This is a genomic window from Acidiphilium sp. PA, from assembly GCF_026191915.1.
Classification (GTDB): domain Bacteria; phylum Pseudomonadota; class Alphaproteobacteria; order Acetobacterales; family Acetobacteraceae; genus Acidiphilium.
Window position 1 is genome coordinate 13,293 of sequence record NZ_JAIMBY010000022.1, and the last position, 21,713, is coordinate 35,005.

Annotated in this window: 15 protein-coding genes and 1 pseudogene; 8 read left to right on the forward strand and 8 right to left on the reverse strand. The window is 62.9% G+C overall.

Annotation, left to right across the window (positions count from 1 at the left end):
- The first annotated feature begins 7 nt into the window (after positions 1–7).
- From AruPA_RS17915 to AruPA_RS17925, 3 genes are read left to right on the forward strand one after another with little or no spacing between them, the layout of a single operon-like run.
- Positions 8–517 carry a hypothetical protein gene (locus AruPA_RS17915; protein WP_265638126.1) on the forward strand — a complete coding sequence of 170 codons (510 nt, stop codon included), beginning with the start codon at positions 8–10 and terminating at the stop codon, positions 515–517.
- Between the two features lie 2 nt (positions 518–519).
- A complete protein-coding gene (locus tag AruPA_RS17920; protein ID WP_265638127.1) occupies positions 520–1,290 on the forward strand; it encodes a transglycosylase SLT domain-containing protein in 771 nt (256 codons plus the stop codon).
- A gap of 25 nt (positions 1,291–1,315) precedes the next feature.
- Positions 1,316–3,415: an ATP-dependent helicase gene (locus AruPA_RS17925; protein ID WP_265638128.1), complete on the forward strand. Its 2,100-nt coding sequence runs from the start codon at positions 1,316–1,318 to the stop codon at positions 3,413–3,415.
- A gap of 77 nt (positions 3,416–3,492) precedes the next feature.
- On the opposite strand, the pseudogene AruPA_RS17930 reads toward AruPA_RS17925, so the two are convergent.
- A pseudogene (locus tag AruPA_RS17930) lies at positions 3,493–3,803 on the reverse strand (transposase); the annotation flags it as partial.
- A 420-nt stretch (positions 3,804–4,223) separates the two neighbouring features.
- Here AruPA_RS17930 and AruPA_RS17935 point away from each other — a divergent pair.
- Positions 4,224–4,817 (forward strand): DUF6088 family protein, encoded by a 594-nt coding sequence (locus tag AruPA_RS17935; protein WP_265638129.1) that lies wholly within the window; start codon positions 4,224–4,226, stop codon positions 4,815–4,817.
- Positions 4,810–5,826, forward strand: a complete 1,017-nt coding sequence (locus AruPA_RS17940; protein WP_265638130.1) for a nucleotidyl transferase AbiEii/AbiGii toxin family protein — start codon at positions 4,810–4,812, stop codon at positions 5,824–5,826. Before AruPA_RS17935 ends, AruPA_RS17940 begins: the two co-directional genes overlap by 8 nt.
- A gap of 121 nt (positions 5,827–5,947) precedes the next feature.
- Here the strand turns inward: AruPA_RS17940 and mobF are convergent, their stop codons facing one another.
- From mobF to AruPA_RS17960, 4 genes are all read right to left on the reverse strand, one after another.
- The gene (gene mobF, locus AruPA_RS17945; RefSeq protein WP_265638131.1) at positions 5,948–9,157 is read right to left on the reverse strand and encodes a MobF family relaxase; all 3,210 of its coding nucleotides are present in this window, start codon (positions 9,155–9,157) and stop codon (positions 5,948–5,950) included.
- Positions 9,154–9,528: a hypothetical protein gene (locus AruPA_RS17950; protein WP_265638132.1), complete on the reverse strand. Its 375-nt coding sequence runs from the start codon at positions 9,526–9,528 to the stop codon at positions 9,154–9,156. Before AruPA_RS17950 ends, mobF begins: the two co-directional genes overlap by 4 nt.
- Positions 9,525–11,414: a BRO family protein gene (locus tag AruPA_RS17955; protein ID WP_265638133.1), complete on the reverse strand. Its 1,890-nt coding sequence runs from the start codon at positions 11,412–11,414 to the stop codon at positions 9,525–9,527. The genes AruPA_RS17950 and AruPA_RS17955 overlap by 4 nt, the downstream gene beginning before the upstream one ends.
- A gap of 709 nt (positions 11,415–12,123) precedes the next feature.
- Complete coding sequence (locus AruPA_RS17960; RefSeq protein WP_265638134.1) at positions 12,124–12,741, reverse strand: DUF4326 domain-containing protein; 618 nt, start codon at positions 12,739–12,741, stop codon at positions 12,124–12,126.
- 165 nt (positions 12,742–12,906) lie between these two features.
- Between AruPA_RS17960 and AruPA_RS17965 the strand changes: the two genes are divergently transcribed.
- Positions 12,907–14,115, forward strand: a complete 1,209-nt coding sequence (locus AruPA_RS17965; RefSeq protein ID WP_265638135.1) for an IS256 family transposase — start codon at positions 12,907–12,909, stop codon at positions 14,113–14,115.
- Between the two features lie 412 nt (positions 14,116–14,527).
- Here AruPA_RS17965 and AruPA_RS17970 read toward each other — a convergent pair whose 3' ends face one another.
- Together AruPA_RS17970 and AruPA_RS17975 are read right to left on the reverse strand one after the other, a co-directional pair.
- Positions 14,528–14,707: a hypothetical protein gene (locus tag AruPA_RS17970; protein ID WP_265638136.1), complete on the reverse strand. Its 180-nt coding sequence runs from the start codon at positions 14,705–14,707 to the stop codon at positions 14,528–14,530.
- 445 nt (positions 14,708–15,152) lie between these two features.
- A complete protein-coding gene (locus AruPA_RS17975) occupies positions 15,153–15,746 on the reverse strand; it encodes a hypothetical protein (RefSeq protein ID WP_265638137.1) in 594 nt (197 codons plus the stop codon).
- Positions 15,747–16,744: 998 nt separating this feature from the next.
- Here AruPA_RS17975 and AruPA_RS17980 point away from each other — a divergent pair.
- On the forward strand, positions 16,745–17,035 hold the full coding sequence (locus tag AruPA_RS17980) for a molybdopterin-dependent oxidoreductase (RefSeq protein WP_265638138.1): 291 nt from the start codon (positions 16,745–16,747) through the stop codon (positions 17,033–17,035).
- A gap of 175 nt (positions 17,036–17,210) precedes the next feature.
- A complete protein-coding gene (locus AruPA_RS17985) occupies positions 17,211–18,089 on the forward strand; it encodes an amidohydrolase (RefSeq protein ID WP_265638139.1) in 879 nt (292 codons plus the stop codon).
- Here AruPA_RS17985 and AruPA_RS17990 read toward each other — a convergent pair.
- Positions 18,068–21,712 (reverse strand): hydantoinase B/oxoprolinase family protein, encoded by a 3,645-nt coding sequence (locus AruPA_RS17990; protein ID WP_265638140.1) that lies wholly within the window; start codon positions 21,710–21,712, stop codon positions 18,068–18,070. The two genes, AruPA_RS17985 and AruPA_RS17990, sit on opposite strands and share 22 nt — an antisense overlap.
- Position 21,713 lies beyond the last annotated feature (1 nt).

Below are 21,713 nucleotides of genomic sequence, written 5' to 3' on the forward strand. Positions count from 1 at the left end.
ACCGACTATGAACCTGTCCAAAACGAAACTTCTCGCCGCCCTGTCGGGTCTCGCGCTGCTCGCATCGACCGGGTGCGCGCTGGCGCAATCCGAGACCCCGCCGCAGCCGATCCAGCCGCATATGGGCCGGGAGATGAAACAACTCGATCAGCTTTCCAAAGAGAACAACGCGCTGGTTCACCGCAACTGGGGGCCACCCCAGCCGCAGAGTTCGATTCCACACACGAAATTCACGCCCGCGCATGGATTCTGGCAGTGCCTGAGTGTCGATGACTACAAACACATCCATAGCGCCCCATCCGCATCGAGCCCGGCGGTGGGTATTACTTACGGCTGGCTGGCAGCGGGTCCGGAGACCGCGGGTTTCACGAAAGTTCACCTCGCCCGAGGCAAAATCGGCTACGTCCGATCATCCTACATCCATCCCTTTCACGACAAACTTGCGCCGCATGCGATCTGCACGTTTGACGGGGATCAGCCCTCGGGCATCAACTTATTCGACATAAGGACGCCCTAGCCATGAGAAATATGGCCTTTCGTGGGCTCGAGTTTGCAGTCGTTCTGGCAAGCTCGACAGGGGCTGTAGCGCTCGCGCAAAATCTCGGTCCGGTCGTGAGTCAACCCGCCATGGTGGTTCCCGTTTATCCCGAACTCGGCACCGGCATTGTCGTCCCTGCGCCGCAGTCACCGTATCAGTGGCCCATGGGACAAGGCGCTGGCAGTCCCGGAACTAGTGGCGGCACCGGATCCGGAAGTTCGAGTTCCGCAATGACGCTGTACGAACAGGCGGGGTATGCGGCCGGCGGTGAAGCGATTGCTTCCCAGCTTGGTTTGAATGCTGAAGCGCTCGCCGGGATTGCTGAAGCGGAGAGCCATGACACGAACGTGGCTAACGCGAACGGTAGCACGTCGGCATATGGGGTCTACCAGATCACGCAGCCGACCTGGAATTCCACCGTCTCAAAGTATGGTTTGCCCTACACTTCCGCAGACATGACTAACCCAGCCGACCAGACGGTTGTTGCAGGTTATATCCTCCAGAATTATTCGCAAAGCGTCGCGACGGCCATTAACGCGCCGCCCACAGTCATTCAAAGCTACGGCGCCTGGGTCTTCGGGGCGGGTCCTGGCAGCGAAATCGCAACCGCGTCTGCGGATACACCGCTCTCCCAATACGTTACCGCGGAGGATCTCGCCAACAATGGCATGCAAGGATGGACGGTCGGCGAGTTCCAGCGGAACGTGGCGCAGCGTCTTGGCGGCACGGCCAACGATCTGGTCTTTGGCTGAAACATGGAGGGAGCGGCATTCACCGATGGATAGCCTCCCCTCAGCCGCCGGCAGCGACGATCACCCGGTTACTTCGGGCGATCGAGACCCGTTCGCCGATCTGACAGACTCCCAGCGGGACGCGGTCTGGCAGGACGGGCCGGTTCTCGTGCTGGCCGGGGCCGGAACCGGCAAGACGAAAACGCTGGCCGCCGCGATCGTTCGCCGGATCCGCTATGGCGGTATTTCACCATCCCGCGTTCTCGCGGTGACCTTCACCAACAAGGCAGCGCGAGAGATGACCGCGCGGATCGAGAAAGCACTCGGCGCCGGGACCCGCCCGAAATGGGTCGGCACGTTTCATGGACTCTGCGCCCGGCAGTTGCGGGCCGAACCGGAAGTCGCCAGCCTGCGGCCGGATTTCGAGATATACGACGCTGATGACAGCCGTCGCGTCGTGCGACGCGTGCTCAAGGCCAGGAATATCGAGGCGGGAGAGGGTGCGGGCGACTCCGATCCCGATCTGCTCAAGCAGATCTGCGGCAGGATCGCTCGGTTCAAGGATAATCTCATCGCGCCCGGGGACGCCGCTGTACGGGTCGAGGGGCTGATCGTACAGGCGTCGCGCGAGGGAACCCCCGTCGATCAGATCGGCATGCGCGCGGCCGTCGGCATCTATCAGGAGTACCAGCGTTACCTGCGCGACGCGAACGCAGCGGATTTTGGGGACCTTATCCTCTGGCCGACACTCGCCATGAGCCGCAACGCCGCCTATCGCGCACGATGGGCGGACCGGTTCGATTGCGTGCTGGCAGATGAATATCAAGACGTGTGTTTCGCCCAGTACCGGTGGATCAACCTGCTCGCCGGTACACACCGCCAGCTGTTCTGCGTCGGGGACGATGACCAGGCGATCTTCGGCTGGCGCGGCAGCGACATCCGGTACCTGCGGCGGTTCCTAACCGACTACCCGCGCGGCTCGCAGGTCCGGCTCGAAGAAAACTTCCGGTCCACCGGCCTGATCATCGCAGCGGCCAATGCCGTGATCGCCCACGATAAGGAACGGATGGGCAAGACCCTATTCACCCGGAAGGCCGCCGGCCATCCGATCGAGGTGGTTCGCTTCCGCGATGGCACGGCCGAGGCTGACGGCATCGTGGATCGGATCCTCTGCCGGCATGGCGAAGGAGCCCGGTTTGGAACGATGGCCGTTCTCTATCGTAGCAATTTCCAGTCACGGGCGATCGAGGAGTCGCTGATCCGCAGCCGGGTGCCCTATGTGCTCGTTGGCGACGTTGGGTTCTACCAGCGCGCCGAGATCAAGGATGCGCTCGCCCTGCTGCGGATCTCGGCATCGCCGGATTCCGTCCAGTCCGACGAGGCGGTCAGGCGGATGATCAACGTGCCAGCGCGCGGCTTCGGAGAGAAGGCACTCGCCTGCCTCGAAGGCGAGGCGAGCTGGCGGCAATGCTCGCTGCTCGCGGCGATCGAGACCGCGCCGCTGCCGCCGCGCAACCGTGCAATAGCGCTCGCGTTCGCCGATGCGATCCGCGGTCATGGGGAGGCCCTGCCGGACACTCTCGCCGACCGGCTGTTCACCCTACTCCAACGAACGGGATACTGGCAGATGTGGCGGGACAGCCGCGCCGAGGAAGCCGCCGAGCGGATCGAGAATCTGCGCGAGCTCATCATGATCGCCGGCGGTTTTCATGGGGCGCGGGATCTTCTCGATCATGCCGCGTTGGCGAGTGGTGGTCCGGGGGATGAGCGCGACGTCGACGACCACATCCAGATGATGACGTTGCACAAGAGCAAGGGGCTCGAGTTCGACCATGTGTTCCTGCTCTCCTGGGAACAAGGCGTATTCCCGCCTTCGTTCGGCGACCTCGCAGAGGAACGCCGCTTGGCCTATGTGGCGCTGACCCGGGGTCGGCAGTTGGTCACGGTGTCCCATGCCGGGTTCCGTTACGGAAAAATGCAGCCCTCCATGTTTCTCGACGACATCCCGGCGACCTGCCGCGTGGATGGATGGCACGGCAAAAATGGAGGCTTCCCGTTCTCCTCCGATGCATCGATTGCCGCCAAGGAACAAGCATTCCAGACCGGTGCCGAGCCAACGTCCTCACAGGATTTTTCATTCCGGTAGCAGCGAGGATCGTGCCGCATTGCGTGGTGTAGGATTAGCTACCTCATCGCGCTCTCCGGCTGGGTTGGTCGGGCTTATCAGCCAGCCACTGCGGGCAGTTTGATAACGAGTTCATCGCACAACCCGGCGATGGTTTCCAGCGTCATATAGCGTCAGCGCTGAACCCCCTCCGCTGCCTTTCCACCGACTTTGTCGGCGGAACCTTGGGCTGCTTCGCCCACTCATCGTCTTGTGCGAGCAGGATGGCGCCGACGAGGCGACGAATGGCGGCTTCGTTGGGGAAGATGCCGACGACATTGGTGCGGCGTTTGATTTCGCCATTGAGCCGTCCGATGGGGTTGGTCGAGTGGATTTTGGTGCGGTGTTCCTTGGGAAACCTCATATAGGCCGTACCCATCCGTTGAGGACCGCGGTCCATCGCCTCCAGGCGTTCGGGCATGTCGAGCAATTTGAGCGCAGCGGCGGTCAAGGCTTCAGCGATCATCGGATAGGTTTCGGCCGAGCTGATTGAAACGCCGTCGCCCGGGAAGGTCACCGTTGCTTGGAAGCCATTGCCCTTGGGCGTGGCAGAGAGGGTGATCGTCGGCATGTCAGGGCCTCCACCTGTCTCGTTTCTCGTCGCCAGACTCTGCGAAGGAGGCCTGCAACCTTAGCGCAATCTTCGGATCTGAGACAGCGTCGTCCAAGCTGCCCAGGCCCCTGGGTGCGGTTGGTCCCCATGACTCCTAAATTCCGGAGCCTTCGGTGTCCTGGGCATCAGGTTGCAAACTGTCAGAAAGCCGCTTATGTTTCTAACAGGAGAATGGTCATGTCGCGCCTAAGCGAACAGATTCTGGCATATGCGGAGAGGCAGTCCGAAGGGGCGCCCACATCTGCTAAGAGCTTGCTTCACCTTGGCAATCGCGCTGCGGTGGACCAGGCCTTGTCGCGTCTGGCCGACCGCGGGCAGCTCATCCGCGCCGGGCGGGGGGTCTACCTTCGCCCAATCACGTCCCGGTTTGGCACGCGAGCGCCTTCCGTCGAACAGGCTGTTGAGGCGCTTGCCGCCCAGCGAGGCGAGGTCATTGTCTCGAACGGGGCGGCTGCGGCCAACGCCCTTGGCCTGACGACGCAGGTGCCGGTTCGGTCGGTCTATCTGACTTCGGGCCGCAGCCGGAAGATGAGCCTCGGCAAGCAGGTCGTGGAACTGCGCCACGCGCCACGCTGGCAGTTGACCCTGGGGACCCGGCCGGCGGGGGAAGCAGTGCGCGCCCTCGCGTGGCTAGGTCCCGACAAAGCCGAGGAAGCGCTCATGACGCTGAAGCAGAAGATGCCGCCGGGCGTCTTCGGCGAGTTGGTGGCCGCCGCACCGCAGCTTCCGACGTGGCTCGCGCGGAGCGTGGGAAAGGTCGCCTATGGCTGACGCTTTCCTCCCCCTGCCGGTCGAGGACCGCCGTGAGGCCCTGCGCGTCGCCGCCGATCGATCCGGCCGCCCGGCACATCTTCTCGAAAAGGATGTGTGGGTCGTCTGGGCGCTGGCGACCTTGTTCGGATCGGACATCGGCGCGCACTTGGTGTTCAAGGGCGGCACCTCCCTGTCCAAGGCTTATGGCGTCATCCGGCGCTTTTCCGAGGACGTTGACCTGACCTACGACATTCGCGCCATCGCGCCCGACCTTGTCGGCGAGAACGGCGAAGCTCTGCCGAAGAACCGCAGCGAGGAGAAGCGGTGGTCGAAGGCGGTACGCCAGCGCCTCCCCGAATGGATCGCCGAAACAGTCCAGCCTGTCATCGCTGGCGAGATCGACGCGCAGTCGCTCGCGGCAACCCTCAGAGCAGAGGGCGATCGGCTCTACATCAACTATGAGGCCACGGCGGCGGGCTCCGGGTACGTAGCTCCCAGCGTAATGCTGGAATTTGGCGCCCGGTCGACGGGAGAGCCGGCAAGCTTTCGCGACGTGACTTGCGACGCTGCCGGATTGATCAACGGCGTCGACTTTCCATCGGCCCGGCCCCGCGTGATGCACGCCGAGCGGACCTTCTGGGAGAAGGTCACGGCAATCCATGTCTTCTGCCTGCAAGAGAGGCTGCGCGGCGAACGCTTCGCGCGGCACTGGCACGATGTCGTTCGGCTCGACGAGGCCGGAATCGCCGCCGCGGCCCTCGCGGATCGCCAGCTCGGTAGTGCTGTCGCCCGCCACAAGAGCATGTTCTTCGCCGAGAAGGGGGCGGATGGCACGCTGGTTGACTATGACGCCGCCGTGAATGGGGGGCTGCGCCTCGTCCCGGCAGGCGAAGGGCTTGCGGCGCTGAGCAAAGACTACGGCCAAATGGTCGATGATGGCTTATTGCTCGATGATGCAGAGCCCTTCAAGGCGCTGATGGATCGGTGTGCCGACATAGAAGCGCGGGCCAACCGCGCGAGTGAATAGGGGGCATCCGCGCACATATGCGCAGGCCTCTTGATGATCGTAAATTGCCTATTTACCGTCCAAAGAAAGATGCGCCTATGTTCGGCATAGATTGTTTGGCCGATCTGCGAAAGTGTCGGTATCACTGGGGTGTCGGCCCATTCGGAGCGGAGCGTCGGCCATCCAGTTCAGCTTGGAAGCCGAGGGCAAGATGTTGCAACGTTTCTGGAAATTTGTCCAAGGCGGGGATGAACCGCCTTTCGATGTCGGTTCCGAGTCTTTCCTGCCTGTCGAGTGTCTCCCGGAATGCGGACGCCTGATCCCTGAAGGCTTCAAGGCATAGATCGCTCCGGCGGCGCGCCATGTTGTTCTGGTTGATGCGCCTGCCGTTCTGTTCCGCCATCTCAAAATGATGGCGCAGCCGGAACAGCGTGGTCGTTTGCCGGACGTCGCTGTCCTCGCGATCCGCCTGCTCCACATCGCTCGCATTCGCCTTGGCGGGGTGATCGGCCATATCGGCGGCAACCCGGCCCCAAAGATCTTCGATCGTGATCGGTTTGTTGTCGCCCAGCGCGCGGCCTAGCTTGATCGATTCCATTACCGCCGCCTCGGAGATCATCGTAAAGGATTGCCTGACGTGCCGGCTTTCGGCGGTGTACCCTTTGAAGGAGGTGATGCCGCTGCTACCGCGGGGCAGGGCGTTGATATGCTCGTCGGACGTGACCCCCTGGGCGCTGTCGATGGTCAAAGCGTGGCCGTGACCGAGCATGACCCGCCCCGAAGCCTGGTCGGTCAGAAAATCCCACGGCACGAAGGCGCGGCGCTGCTTCATTCCCTCGAGGACCAATCCGTCCGACCTTCGCTCGATTACGGTTACGATCGTACCATTGTTGCCGATCGCCACCGTGCCGCGCGACCGACCATTTCGTTGGGGCGCGTCGACCGGGGTACCCCTGACGCGCCGGAACAAACGGAGCTTATCGCCTGCCGCGATCGGTAGGTCGTGATGTTCGCCTTTGCCATCTCCCATTGGCATGAGCGCCGGCACGATGATTTCATCCTGTGCGACGTCGCCACGTGCCTTCAGGCGTTCACGCACGGCGCGGCTGATATTGCCGGCGTCCTCGTTGGTGAGGGCGGAGATCGTGATGCCCCGCCATGCGCCGGCCGCGCGCAGAATATCCCGCCGCTCAATGTAGAAATCCGCGATGCGCTGCACGACCTGATCGTAATCACCGCCGACCAGGCGCGCCGTCCCGTCCTCGCGTTTCATCGTCAGGGCTTTCGCCGCCATGCCGTCTCGGAACAGGGTGGCGATCTGGCGTTCCCGCACGGAGTTCTGGCGGATCGTGGTGTCGATGTAGGGGAGGCTATCGGGCGGCAGGATCTCCTTCAGCAGCTTGATGGTGTTGCCGGCATCGATCGTCTGAACCTGCTCGGGATCGCCGATGCCTTTGATGACCATGCCGGTTCGTGCTTGAAATTCGAGCAGTTTCAGGAAAGGTTTCGGGCCGATCTGGCTGATCTCGTCGAGGATGAGCACCGTTTTGTCGTTGACCACCAGTTCGCCCCGCTCGATCGCGCCGAGGAACGGGGTCAGCGCCATGCAACCGCCGGCCATCAAGCCGGCTCTATCGACTGATCGATCGATGCCGGCGTCGGCAAGGGCGTCCGCCTGCCGCCAGGCGGTGGCCACACCGAACACCGATCGCCCATCCTCTTTGTAAGCCTGCACGAGCGGCGCCAGCAGGGCGGTCTTGCCGGAACCCGCCACACCGATGAGGATCGAAAGATCGCCTCCGGTGCCAAGGGCGTACATCGCCGCTATCTGCGCCTTCGCTTGCTCCGGTTCACTGGTCAGATCGAGGTCTGAGTTGGCGATCGCGCGCTGGATCGCTGCCGTGGTCAGCGCGCCGGCGCGACTCGATGCAGCACTCCGCGCCCGTTCCATCAGCGCCTCTTCAAGTCTGAGTTGGGCGGTGTGGGTCACCCGCAGGGGCGACGGCGTCTTTTCGGCGGGCTTGCCGGGAATTTCATTCATCTCCCGGCCGACGATCAGTTCCGATTGGACGCCTTTGACCTCGATCCCCCGGTCGATCAGCAGGTTCACCACTTCATCGATATCGTGCGGCCCCCTGATACCGGTACCGATAAACCCGCGCGCGGCGTGAATGCGCAGTTTCTCGAAATCCAGAACGGCCGCGGTCCGGAACTCGATCTCCAGGTGGCGGGCTGCATAGGCGTAGGCGCGCTCGTATCGTTCGATCGCTGGCACGGATGACACCGGGCGGTCGGGATCCATCATCGACTCCGGCGTCCAGCCGATCGCCTCGGCCTGCGCGCGCCATGATGCACGATCGTCTGCATCCCCGGTCTTCTTCAGTCGGGCGGTGAACTCGGCCGCCTGCAGCATCGCGTATTTCCGGTCGGCGGGCAGGCTTTCCCAGTCCTCTCCGTGGTCCGCTGCATAGGCCTTGGCGTTGCGCTCGACCGACTTGCGGCCCTTGGAGAATGTGTCGACCGCGATCTGCGGGATGCCGGCGATCGTGACCGCCTGCTCGCGGGCGTCCATGCCTGTTTCGAACCCGAGATTGCGCAGATAGCCGCCGAGCCGGGCCTGGAAATACGCACCGAATTCATGGACGCGGCTGTGCAGCCGGTTGGTGTCGAGCGACCCCGCGCGCCCCTCGTCGGTCAGCACGAAATTCAGCAGGACGTTATGAATGTGTTCATGCGGATCGCCGGGGATGGGGATATCGGCAAGGTAGGTGACCCCTTTCGTCTTGTCCTCGATGTGGACAGTCGGGCGGGCGGTATGGTGATAGAAGGAAATCCAGGCGACGTCGCCCGGATCGGCACCGTCTCCGCCGCCCTTGCCCTTGCGTGCCCAGCCCAGTTCTTCTCCGACGAAGCGCATCGTATCGTCATTGGCCAGCATGATCGCATAGCGAACCGCCTCGCGTTCAGCTGCGGTCGTGCCGAACTCCGCCGCAAGGGTCACCGACTTATGCGGCGCGATCGTCAGATCGTAGCCGCTGATCTCGCGCTTGTGGCCGGACCATGCCTCGCCGGTGTCTGCGCGCTTGCCTTCGAACAGGTGGGCGAGTGCCGCGTTGCTTGGGCCTTTCATCCGGTCGATGCCGAGGGAAGCGGCAATCTCGGGCGAGATGTCCGGGCCCCAGGAGGCCCTCGTGTCCCGACCGGTGTAGTAGTTCGTCATCCGGCCGCCGCTATCGACCTGTCCGCGGAGGTCCTCGATGGTCTTGGGCGCAGGATCGGGGGTATTTTCGGTGAAATACTGCATGATCAGTTGGCCGTTGCTGTCGGCCATGATCTTGCGGAACGAGATCATGCGTCTCCCCGTCCATTCGCGAGCGGCTCGCCGCTATGCCGATCGGCGCGAAGATATTCGTCCCCGCCCTGACCCTGTCCATCCCTGAGCATGCGCAGGACGGTAGCCGGGACATTCTCGCCGAGGCTGGTGACGGACACGAGGAGTGCGCGGATCATCGCGGTCTGCCGATCGATCCGGTTCATCAACTCCTTGATGAGGTCGTTCGAGGCGTTCTTGTCGTCTTCGCCCCTGAGCATGGTCAGGATCGCGATCAGGATCTCGCCGTGCTGCTGCTGCCGCTGGTTCATCGCGAGGAGGAGGGCCCCGAAATCAATCGGTAACCTCCCGCCCGGTTCTTCGGGCGGGTTGCCTGTGACAAGGTCGGTCACGATTCAGCCTCCTTGTCTCCTTCCGGCCGCTCGGTCGTATTTTGTTTCGATCCGGTGTCTGCGGCGTTGTCTCCTGCGGGATCTGTCGATTTCGGGTTCTGATCCGGTTGCTCGTCGCTTTTCCCGGTCGTCGTCTGTTCGCCGTCGGTCTCATCGAGCGGGATGGGCGTCGGTGCGTCGTAGAGCGTCTGCCGCAGCTTCTTTGCCAGGCGCCCGGACGGAAGCACCGTTTGCTCGAGGAGATACCCTGAAACGGAAATGAGGAACTTCGCGAGCGGGATATCGAATTTGAATATCTCATCGACAACATCGTGGTCCCCCGGGAGATAGCGGAGCACGCCGGCGCTGCCATACATCAGCAGAACCTCGCTGGCATGGATGATGCTCATCGCAGCAACGCCTTCGACGCGAGGCGATATGAAGCCGATGCCGCGCCAATGCGTTACGTCGAGGTCGCCATCTTTTTTGGACGCGATGTACAGCTCATCCTCGCGACCTTCCATCAGCGATTTTGCCAGCCTCATAGGATCCTTCGGTCCCTCGATCAGCGGCGCGCGACCAGACGGTCCGTGGAAGCGGCCAGTTCTGCGGATTTCCGGGAGGACTGTCCCGGTCACCCAATCCCTGAACCGCGCGGCCCTGGGAAGCGTGGTTTTCAGTGCGATCCGGTACAGGCCGCTCTCGCTGATGAACTGGATGCGCTGATGCCCGCCCTCTGTCGGAAAATACTCGTAGCGAACGTCGTCCCGGTCGGCCATTTTCGCCATGACCGAATGGTTCGAATGACCGATCGCGGTTGCAATCGACACTGCCGCCATCCACAGAAGACCGCGATCCTCGAATGTCTCCAGCATGACGCGTTCAAATTGAAATTTCCTGATCTGGTGGGGTGAGAGATCAACGATCCGGCGTTTGTTTCCGACCATTTCGACAGACGTGTCGACGATCGGGCCACCGAGTAATTTGGCCGTGCCTTTGATCGCCTCCTGCAATTTCGAGACCTCGACCTCAAACGCGATGAGGCGTTCCCGATCAAGGACGTATTCCCCGCTGTCGTCAGGTTTGATAAACCCACCCTGTTTGAGCCTGACGATGGCTACGTCTTCCCGGAATTCCGGAAACTCTTCCTCCCTGTGTTCGAACCGATACCGGGTTTTTAGGGCCTCCATCTCCTTCGCGCGATCTGGATGGAGCAGGACGCATCGTGAAACCACGTCTTTCAGACCCGGCAGTAGTACTCTCGATGCCGTCATGATCAGCATCGTGATCGCTTTTAGGCCGGGAGCATCGGGGGGGACGTATTCGGCGATAACGTCGTCCGTGAAGTGTGCGAGCGCCCGACTGATCGACAGATAGATCAAATCGAAGATTGTCCGGTCGATCACGGTCAGGAAACTATATTTTTCCCAATCGACGATCCGGAATTCGCCGTTGATCATCCCGCAAACGTAAGCACCATCCTCGCGGGTCTGCAGCGCCGCCTTGATCAGTCCCACGATATCGGGGGGCGTTACACTCTCGTCCCCGAGAGCCGCGAAGCTGCCAGTTCGGCGGATCTCCGGGAGAACGGTATGCGTCACCCATCGGCTGAATTCCTTCGCCTCCGGACGCTCGCTGTTGAAAATCGCCGTGTAGAGGCCTGCTTCACTTGTAAAATTTACCCGTTTTTTGCCTCGGGGAGTCTGACGCGATTTTTTTCTTACCTGCTGCCGATCGACCATTTTCAGCATGTCGTCTGGGCTTCGATAACCCAGGATACTGGCAACGGCTTTTACCTCCACCCACAACACTCCCACCTCCTGAAATACCTGAATGGGCTGGTTGTTGAACTGTATGGTTACGATTGGCCGCTCGGCGGCTGGCGTATTCTGAGCTCTCGTCGACATCGGATATCCCTCAAATGGAAATGGTGGGTCGCTACGCCACGATGGCGAATAGCGTCAGCCGACGTCCAAACGATGAAAACGGGAACGCTGAAACGATGCCATACCGATGGCAAAATAATAACAAGCTCGTGAACGATCAGCTCACAGCATGACGTCTCCTGCATGCAGCCGCCATCGCATCCGAAAGAAGAATGGATAGTAACAGTTGATATAGGTGTCGGAAATGGGCGCTTTTCGCTTACCCCCTTTGAAAACTGCTAAAACAAGTCGTTTCGCATCCGGAATCGGGTGCAATGGTGTATGGAAAGTAAATAATGAAATTATATTGCTGAGAGGATGGGGGGCGTGATTGGTTCGTGATCGGGGCGTTAGCCGTGCGTGAGGGGGGTAAACTGTGATCGGCTTGGGCCGCGATACTGTGGCGCTGGCGTGCCAGTGTGGCATGGGTGGCACGGCGCGGGGCGCTTGAGCGCTGACGGCACAATAGTGCCGGGGCTGCGCGGAGAGCAATCGAAAGTCGGCTGGCAGGTCTCGGCGCAGCGGTCATGCTGGCACATTGCACGCAAATGTGATGATCCGGGCTGCCGGTGACTGTGACCGGGCGAGTGCGGGCGTGCTGCGGATGAACGCAAAGGGGCGGCGCTGAGGCCGCCCTTGTCCGGTCATGGTTGGGGGAAGGTGGGGCGGCTGGTGCCGCCCCGTTGTGGTGTCAGTGTGCCACCCGCATTTGCTTCCACCATGCGATGCGGTCGTCTCGGCTGGCATTGGCCAATTTCAGGAGGATGTGACCATGGCAGGCGAGGGGGGTGCAGTAGCAGACCAGATCGCGGCCTTTGGGTTCGTCGATGGTCCGCAAGAGGTCGTTTTGACGGGATAGCCAATGCTCATGCTTGGCGATGACATCATCGCGGGCGCCATCGCAACCGATGACGAACGGGTTTCCCCACTTCGAGCCCCTGCCGATGTAAACTGCATCGGCGGGGAGCACGCGGGCGTAGGTCTTTCTATTCAGAACGCGGTAGGTGCGGGTCGGTTGGAGGGGGGCGCGTTCGGTCTGGGGTTGTGCGGCGCGATCTGCGGCGAGGGCGTAGGTTTCGAGGTCGAGGTAGCGTTCGGTGGCGTTCAAGTCCTGCCATTCGAGGATATCAACGGGCGACCATTCCGGGCGTTCTGCCGGGGGGAGGCCATGGGCGGCGCGGTCGGCATCGAGGCGGGCGTAGAGGGTTTCGATCTCGCGCAGTTCTGATCTTTTCAACCGTGCGCGGGCGAGGCGGGGGAGGTAGTGCTCCTGTGCTTCATGGGGGCGATGGCTGGGGGGCTGTTTCAAGAGAGACGGACATTTGGGTAACTCCTTCTTTGATAATCCAGAAAAAGGTAGTGTCCGGGGTCGTGGTGGACTTTTGGGCTCCGTAACGGTGTAGTTTGAGGTGGCCATCGGATCAGTCGGCTATGGTGGAGTTGCGAGACTTCAACCTGAAGCCTGGAGAATTCGATGACCGAAGATAGATTACCACTGGCTGAGCTACTGGCCAAAGCCGGGGACGGCGATTTTCTGCGCAGCGTCGCGGAGGCGGTGGTTCAACTGCTGATGGAGACGGATGTGGATGGGCTGATCGGCGCCAGCCGCTACGAGCGCAGCGGCGAGCGCGCGACCTATCGCAACGGCTACCGGGAACGCGCATTGGACACGCGGCTTGGCAGCTTGCAACTTCGGATCCCGAAGCTGCGGCAGGGGAGCTACTTCCCGCCGTTCCTGGAAGCTCGCCGGACCTCGGAGAAGGCGCTGGCCGCGGTCATCCAGGAAGCCTGGATTGGCGGCGTCTCGATCCGGCGGGTAGACGAGCTGGTGCAGGCCATGGGGCTGACGGGGATCAGCAAGAGCACGGTCTCGAAACTGTGCAAGGACATCGATGAGAGGGTGAACGCCTTCCTCGACCGGCCACTGGCCGGCGAGTGGCCGTATCTGTGGTTGGATGCGACCTATCTCAAGCAGCGCGAAGGTGGGCGGATCGTCTCAGTTGCAGCGATAATCGCAGTGGCGGTGAACACCGACGGTCGGCGCGAGATCGTCGGCCTGCACATCGGCCCGTCCGAGGCGGAGACCTTCTGGTCGACCTTTCTCAAGAGCTTGGTCCGCCGTGGGTTGCGTGAGGTGAAACTGGTGATCTCCGATGCTCATGAAGGGTTGAAGGCGGCGATCCGCCGGGTGATGGGGGCATCCTGGCAAAGATGCCGCGTTCACTGGATGCGCAACGCCTTGTCCTATGTGCCGAAGGGGCAGCAGAGCATGGTGTCTGCAGCGTTGCGTCAGGCGTTTATCCAGCCGGATCGCGTCAGTGCCAGCCAGACCCTGCGCCATGTGGCCGACCAGCTCCGGGGCAAATGGCCAAAACTTGGCGCGTTCATCGACGACAGTGAAACCGACGTGCTGGCGCACATGGACTTTCCCGCCCAGCACCGAACCAAAATTCACTCGACGAATCCGCTCGAACGCCTGAACAAGGAGGTCAAGCGCCGCGCCGATGTCGTCGGCATCTTTCCCAATGAAGGTTCGATCATCCGCCTGATCGAGGCCGTGCTGCTCGAGGCCAACGACGAATGGCAGACACAGAACCGCTATATGCAGATCGAGGGAATGGTCGAACTCATGGCACCCGCCATCGATGCCGATACACCACGAATTTCCACCGTCGCCGCGTGACCATTGGCCGCTTCAGCTACACCAGAATTTCCACCACATTGACGGACGCTATCCAGAAAAAACGCACGTTTTTTCTGGACGCCCTGCGGCGAGCAGCGGGAGAGGAGGGGGAAAATGCATGCGTGAATGGTCGGGCTGCGGCAGCCGCGGGCCTCTTGGGGCCTGCGGATGACGCGGCCCTGCCACTTCTAAGGATGCGTTTTGGGGAGGAGAGGGCAGACAGCCCTCTCCTCCCTCTTACTTCCTTCTGGACGATCCTGCGGCACGGTGATTGGGGGTGGTTGTGAGGGATCCACACTGTTTCCCCAGGTGGTGGCCTCACCGCAGATGCACTCATCTGCTGCGGGCGGTGGGGGCATTTTGCTGTGGAACGGCAAAAGGGCCGAACCCTTTTGGGGTCCGGCCCTGTCGGTCAGTAGGGGATCTGATCCTCCGGTACGTCTCCGGGCATGCTGGGGCGGCTCCAGACCACGACCGTCTCGGGTCCGTGGGCGGTGCGGCGTGTCTCGATATACTCGATCTCGAAGCCACCTGAGGCCATGCGGCGGCCATCGTGGCGGGTCAGGCGGTCAGTCGTGCGGAGGTATGTCATCTGGATGATCCCTTTCTGCATCAGCGGAATTGCTGGTGATCAGCGGGAAAGCCGGCCTTCGTGGTGGCTCAACCCTGAAGCTACGCGAGCGCGCGAGGTCGGGTTGCGGAAGACGCGGGCCTCTTGGGGCCTGCGGATACCGCAACCTGGCCTCGCGATAGCTGGCGTGGCTGAACCGCGCTCTTGCGCGGCGCCCGAAGGGCGGGGTTGAACCAGCACGACCTTGGCCGGCTTTAGAATAGGAAGACCAGCAGAAGTGTCAGGCAAGATCGGACGAACAACCGGCGGTGATCGGGCGCATCTGATGGCGAGGGTGATGACGAAACTGGCCCCGCGTTTCCTTCCGGTCGCCCGTGTGTCAGGTGGGACCAAAACCGGTCAACGACATTCTGACACATGGAAAAGGGCGGAGACCTTGCGGTCTCCGCCCCTGGGTCTGGCCGGGTCAGGCTCCGAAGGCACCCAACTCGACGTCAGCCGCCTGCCGTTGGACGTTGCGGGACGATGCACCCGAGGGGGAGTAGGGCTTCCAGTCCGAGCCGATTACGGTTTCATAGGCGTCGATGGCTCCGGTGACGGCGGCCATGAGGGCGTAGGCGTTAAGGCCAGCCTTAGCCGCGAACTCCCGGACCCGTGCCGCTCTGCTGTCAAAGCCGAGAACCGGATCGCGATCCTCGTCGCGGTGGTCGTTGGCGAGTTTGGCGGTCTCCATACGGGCGTCGCTGACCTTCGCGCTGTAGAAGGTGGCGGCACCATGGGCTGACCGGGCAAAGGCGTTGACGATGCGATCGAGGTGGATCTGCAGCGCCTTTTCATCGAGATGCTCTTCCAGCGCCCGGGCCGAGAGGCCGATCTGTTCTTCGGTGCTGGCGCGTATGCTTTCGAAGTCGACGGGATCGAGGGCGTAGGCTGAGCTGATCTTGTCGGCCTGAATGTGCGTGGGGGCGATCATCCGGATCGTCTCGAGGGTGATCGGCGTGTCACCGCGCGGGGTGCGGGGGGTGGCGGGAGCGTTCTTCGGGGTTTTCGTCTTCGACATCTGACTGATCTCTCTACAAAGCCGGGGGATCGCAGGCACCTTGCCTGCTCTACCGCCGCGGTGCCGATCTGAAGGCCGGGCATAGAGACCGGAGGCATACCCCTGAGGGCCGGCTGGCGCGGGCAGCGACGCGTTCTATACGCGTCGCAACACGGGCCGGCCCGAACCGCAGGCGCTTCGCCCGTCCTGACAGGCGCGCACCAGGCGCGCCTGTCAGGACGGGCGAAGCGGGGGTTGCCGCTGGTCTCGCCCGGCCTAGATCGGGCACCTCGCGCGGCGGGAAGCAGGCAATTGTCAGCGGTCCCGTGCGATGTACGGAGAGATCGGCGATGGCGGGGCAGAGACCCCGAACGTCTCCCGCAACCCGCACATTCCGCACCTTGATCAGCCTCACCAATGGCGGCCGCTGATCGGATCCCACGCCCGGCTGGGACTTCTGCACCACCGCTGCCCGGATCCCGACTGAAGATATCCACGACGGTAACGGGCGAGCGGACGCGACGGGCTGACGGGGGATGAGACCGTCTCGCATGATGCGGCTGGCATCCGCCGATGCAATCCGAACGCTGCTCCGGCTCGCTGGCGCGGACCACCGGCAGAGCGGAGGTCATCCAGCATCCGTGAGACGCCGAACCGTAGTCACACCGCGACTGGTCGGGGACGGTCTCGGATCGACGGAGACGCGGGGCCGTGATCGAGCGGCTGGCTGACCTTGCCATGCCCTGAAGATCGCAGCGGAGCCAAGGCTTCGAACCGCACTGGCCGGATATGGGACCCGCATCCCGGGTGCTTGTCACCTCATGTTCGCGTGGCTGGTGACCGTCGGAGATGGTCCGGCTTCAAGCGTAGGCCGCAACTGAGGCGTGATCCACTTCGCTCGACCAAGGAACATGAGCAAAAAATAACATTCATTGTGGTCATCACACCCTGACGCCACTGCCGCCCGTCAGCGCCAACTGGGCTCATGAGAAAATTTTGATGACACCGCTGCCGACATCATGAGTCTAAGCCGAGAAACCCCACTGGTCGCCATCACAATCCCGCTCACAATGATCGTCCTGGACGACGATGCCGACCGGTCGACCGATCTTATCATCGCTGGCCCGGTTTGCCTGCAACAGCAGACCTTACACGCCCTCGATTTCCTCGGTGTGCCCCTCACCGCCTCCTTCGGTGCACCGCTCCGCCTGCGCATCCCAACCAAGCTCGGCTACAAGAACGCAAAATCGATCGTCGCAATGGGCGTGACCAATCAGTTCCCCAGCGGTTACTGGCAAAAACAGGGCTAAAACTGGTTCGGCGGGTCGTGAGTCCGAATATTCTGCGCATCGGCATCCAGCCTGTTGCGATGATGAATGACCGTTCTGCTAACATCCGACCGATGTCCTAACCGGCCGCGACCAACATGATCAAACCCCGATCGCCACTCCTTGACGGTTGTGGTTCGACCGGTATGCTGATTGCGTGAGCCACGATGCCGCGCCAACCTGCCCGGGGCCAAACCCTCAACCACGAGGCCCCCGTGCCTACTCGATACCATCCGGCGCCGTCGATACCCACGCCCATGTCATCGGCGCGGAGCCGCGATACGCGCTAGTCGAGGCCCGCAGCTACACCCCGCCACCGGCATCGGCCGAAGCCTACCTCGCCATGCTGGATGCCACGGGCATGACGTTCGGCGTACTCGTGCAGGTGAGTGTGCACGGCACCGACAATACCTTGCTGCTGGAAACCCTCGCCGCCCATCGGCACCGGCTACGCGGAATCGCCGTCGCACCGCCCGACCTGCCAGCCGCGGCCTGGCGGGTCATGGCAGAGTCTGGGATCACCGGGCTGCGCATCAATACGCTGTTCGGCGGCGGAATCGGCTTCAAGCATCTCGACCGCTACGCGGCGATCTGCGCCGATCACGGCTGGCACCTTCAATTCCTGACCGACGTCCGCCATCTCGGCGGGCATGAAGATCGAATCGCCCGGCTCCGGGTTCCCTGCGTGATCGATCACATGGGCCACTTCCCAGTCGATGACGATGCGGATGGAACTGGGTTGGCGACCATGCTTCGCCTGCTCGACGCGGGCGGGTGGGTAAAATTATCGGGCGCCTACCGGCTGCAAGCCGAACCGCCCTACGAAGGCACGATACGTCTCGCACGGGCGCTGGTCGCAGCCGCGCCGGATCGATGCGTCTGGGGCTCGGATTGGCCGCATGTCGCGCAGTGGGGCAAGATGCCGAATGTCGGCGATCTGCTCGATCTGCTGGCGGAATGGGTACCGGATGCAGCGCTTCGCGACCGCATCCTGACCGCCAACGCCCACCGGCTTTACGGTTTTACCTCCCCATAGCCGCCGCCGCCGGGCGTTTCGATAACAATAGCATCGCCCGTCCTCAGCTTGGCCTGGTCGCAGCCGCCAATCGGCTCGACACTGCCGTCCGCACGTTCCACCCATTGCCGGCCGGTTGCACCATCGCCCCCACCCTCAATTCCGAACGGCGCCACGCTGCGGCGCGATGCCAGCACGGTCACAATCATCGGTTCGAGGAAACGCAGCCGCCGGATCGCGCCATCGCCACCACGATAATGCCCGGCACCACCCGAACCGCGCCGGATCGCGAACATCTCGACACGCGCCGGATAGCGCAATTCCAGCACCTCGGGGTCGGTCATCCGGGTGTTGGTCATGTGGGTCTGCACCGCATCGCAGCCGTCGAAACCCGGCCCGGCACCGGCACCGCCGCAGATGGTCTCATAATACTGGTACCGCTGATTACCAAACAGCAGGTTGTTCATGGTCGCCTGCGCCGAGGCACAGACCCCGAGCGCGCCGAGCAAGGCCGCCGTCACCGCCTGACTGACCTCGGTATTACCGGCGACCACGGCAGCACCTGGGTGCGGATTGAGGAAACTGCCCGGCGGGATGACAAGGGTCAGCGGGCGCAGGCAGCCTTCGTTGAGCGGAATATCGTCGTTCACCAGGCAGCGAAACACATAGAGCACGGCGGCGCGCGTCACGGCCGGCGGCGCATTAAAATTGCCCCGGTGCTGGCCCGATGTGCCGGTAAAGTCGATCACCGCCGTCTTCGCCGCCTGATCGACGGTAATCCGCACCGCGAGCGAAGTGCCGTCATCCATCCGGTAATCGTATGCGCCGTCGCGCAGTGTGCCGATCGCGCGCCGCACCGAGGCTTCGGCGTTATCCATCACATGACCAGTATAAGCCGCGACCGTGGCAAAGCCGTATTGCGCCACCGCCGCCTCGAACGCGGCGATCCCGGCAGCGTTTGCCGCAAGCTGGGCCTTAAGATCGGCCACGCATTCATCGGGGTTGCGCGCCGGGTAGCGCGCACCGCCCAGCACTGCCCGGATATCATCCTCGCGAAACTCTCCCGCCGTCACCAGCAAAAAATCATCGATCACCACGCCTTCCTCTTCAAGTTTGGTCGCGAACGGCGGCATCGAGCCAGGGGTGAGGCCGCCGACATCTGCATGATGACCCCGTGAAGCGACGAAACCGCGCAGAGTGGTCCCGGCCAGATCGAACATCGGCGTGATCACGGTAATATCGGGCAGATGGGTGCCACCGTTGTAGGGGTTGTTCAGCGCCACCGCATCGCCTTGCCGCAGCGTCGCCCCGCGCCGCGCCAGCACGATCCGCACGCTTTCGCTCATCGCGCCCAGATGCACCGGCACATGCGGCGCGTTCGCGATCAGACCGCCGGTGGGATCGAACAGCGCACACGAAAAATCCAACCGCTCCTTGATGTTCACGCTACTCGCGGTGTTGCGCAGCACCGCACCGCTCTGCTCGGCGATCGCCATGAACAGATTGTTGAACAATTCGAGCCGCACCGGGTCGACCCGGGTTGCAGCCTCACCCGTCCCCACCTCACCCAGCTCCGCGGATCGGCCGGCGTGATGCGTCATCACCAGATGATTGCGCAGCGTGATCGTGCCGGACCATCCCGGCTCGATGATGGTGGTGGCATTGGCCTCGCGTAGCATCGCAGGCCCCATGATCACGTCCCCGGCGCACAAGGCGTCGCGATCGAACACCGGCGCGTCCTGCCAGGTGTCTGCCGCGTAGAACCGTAGCCGATCCAGCGGCACTGGCGCGCCGGCTTCACGCGGCGCCAGTACGGGCTCAATGATCGTCTCACCGGGTGCCATCGCCTCGACTACGATCGATTCCGCGATCAGCTGGCGATCGGTCATGACGAAGCCGAACAGCCGCCGATGCGCGGCCTCGAATGCCTCTCGCATGCTTGCCGCATCCGCCAGATCGACGGTAATCGGCGTGTCGGTGCCGGCATAGCGCAGATGCGCGCGGCGTCTTGTCATGATGCTGTCGGGTACCGCGCCCTGTGCCGCTAGTGCTGCAACGCAAGCCGCACCGAGTTGATCGGCTACCGCCTCCAGCGCCGCGATCGCCGCCGGATCGACCTCGCATTCCACCGCCTGCTCGCGCAGCACGATCTGATCGGCCAGACCCATGCCATAGGCCGAGAGCACACCGGCCAGAGGATGGATCAGGATGGTGCGCATCCCCAGCGCCTCGGCGACCAGGCAGGCGTGCTGCCCACCCGCGCCGCCGAAACAGGCCAGGGCAAAATCCGCCGGGTCGCGACCTTTCTGAATCGTGATCTGCCGGATCGCCTGCGCCATCCGCGCCACCGCGATCGCGATATATCCGGCGGCGACGCGTTCGGGCGTCTGGTCGGTAGAGGTTGCCAAAGCAATCTCGCGCGCGCGCTCAGCGAAACGCTCGCGCACGATCGCGGCATCGAGCGTCTGGTCGTGATCGGGGCCGAAAATCGCCGGAAACTGCGCCGGTGCCAGCTTACCGAGCAGCACATTGGCGTCCGTCACGGTCAGCGGCCCACCACGCCGGTAGCAGGCAGGCCCAGGATCGGCGCCCGCGCTGTCCGGCCCTACCCGTAGGCGTGCGCCGTCGAAACCCAGCACCGAGCCCCCACCCGCCGCCACCGTGTTGATCGCCAGCATCGGCACCCGCAACCGCACACCGGCGATTTCGGTCTCCAGGGTGCGCTCGTAACCCCGATCATAGATCGACACATCAGTCGAAGTGCCACCCATGTCGAAACCGATAATCCGGTCGAACCCGGCCATCGTAGCGGTGCGCGCGGCCCCCACAATCCCGCCCGCCGGTCCAGACAGGATCGCATCCTTGCCGGTGAACTGGTCCGCCGCGGTCAACCCGCCAAGGGATTGCATGAAATACAGCGGCGCGTTCGGCATACCAGCGGCAACATGATCGATATAGCGGCGCAGGATCGGCGACAGATACGCATCCGCCACCGTGGTATCTCCGCGCGAGACCAGCCGCAGCACCGGGCTGGTCGCATGGCTGGTGGAAATCTGGGTGAACCCTTCCGCGACCGCCAGTGCCGCAAGGCGCTCCTCATGGGCCGGATAGCGCCAGGCATGCATCCGCGCGATCGCGACGCTCTCGATCCCGGTGAGGCGCGCGGTTCGCAACGCCTCTTGCGCCGTCTGTTCATCGAGTGTCTCGACGATGGTTCCATCCGCACCGATCCGCCCGCCGATTTCAACGACCCGTTCGTAGAGCATGCTGGGCAATCTGATATCGAAGGTGAATAGATTTGGCCGAGCCTGCGTGCCGATCCGCAGCAGATCACCCAGACCACGATCGATCAGCAGCAGCACCCGCGCCCCCTTGCGCTCCAGCAGCGCATTGGTCGCAACCGTGGTCCCCATCTTCACCGCCTCGATCGCGCCATCCGGTATCGGCTCACCCGCACCGAGCCTCAGGCAGGCGCGAATCCCCGCGATCGCGGCATCGGCATAGCGAGATGGATCGTCCGAAAGCAGTTTCAGCGTCCGCCGTGACCCATCCGGCGCTGTCGCGACAATATCGGTGAAGGTGCCCCCACGATCGATCCAGAACCGCCAGCCCGCGTCTCGTCGTTCGGGAGCCGTTGCCGTCATG

Bases quoted from the DNA above. Each gene is read 5' to 3' on its own strand.
- AruPA_RS17915 (WP_265638126.1), top strand. From the start codon at position 8: ATGAACCTGTCCAAAACGAAACTTCTCGCCGCCCTGTCGGGTCTCGCG.
- AruPA_RS17920 (WP_265638127.1), top strand. From the start codon at position 520: ATGAGAAATATGGCCTTTCGTGGGCTCGAGTTTGCAGTCGTTCTGGCA.
- AruPA_RS17925 (WP_265638128.1), top strand. From the start codon at position 1,316: ATGGATAGCCTCCCCTCAGCCGCCGGCAGCGACGATCACCCGGTTACT.
- AruPA_RS17935 (WP_265638129.1), top strand. From the start codon at position 4,224: ATGTCGCGCCTAAGCGAACAGATTCTGGCATATGCGGAGAGGCAGTCC.
- AruPA_RS17940 (WP_265638130.1), top strand. From the start codon at position 4,810: ATGGCTGACGCTTTCCTCCCCCTGCCGGTCGAGGACCGCCGTGAGGCC.
- mobF (WP_265638131.1), bottom strand. From the start codon at position 9,157: ATGATCTCGTTCCGCAAGATCATGGCCGACAGCAACGGCCAACTGATC.
- AruPA_RS17955 (WP_265638133.1), bottom strand. From the start codon at position 11,414: ATGTCGACGAGAGCTCAGAATACGCCAGCCGCCGAGCGGCCAATCGTA.
- AruPA_RS17965 (WP_265638135.1), top strand. From the start codon at position 12,907: ATGACCGAAGATAGATTACCACTGGCTGAGCTACTGGCCAAAGCCGGG.
- AruPA_RS17970 (WP_265638136.1), bottom strand. From the start codon at position 14,707: ATGACATACCTCCGCACGACTGACCGCCTGACCCGCCACGATGGCCGC.
- AruPA_RS17975 (WP_265638137.1), bottom strand. From the start codon at position 15,746: ATGTCGAAGACGAAAACCCCGAAGAACGCTCCCGCCACCCCCCGCACC.
- AruPA_RS17980 (WP_265638138.1), top strand. From the start codon at position 16,745: ATGAGTCTAAGCCGAGAAACCCCACTGGTCGCCATCACAATCCCGCTC.
- AruPA_RS17990 (WP_265638140.1), bottom strand. From the start codon at position 21,712: ATGACGGCAACGGCTCCCGAACGACGAGACGCGGGCTGGCGGTTCTGG.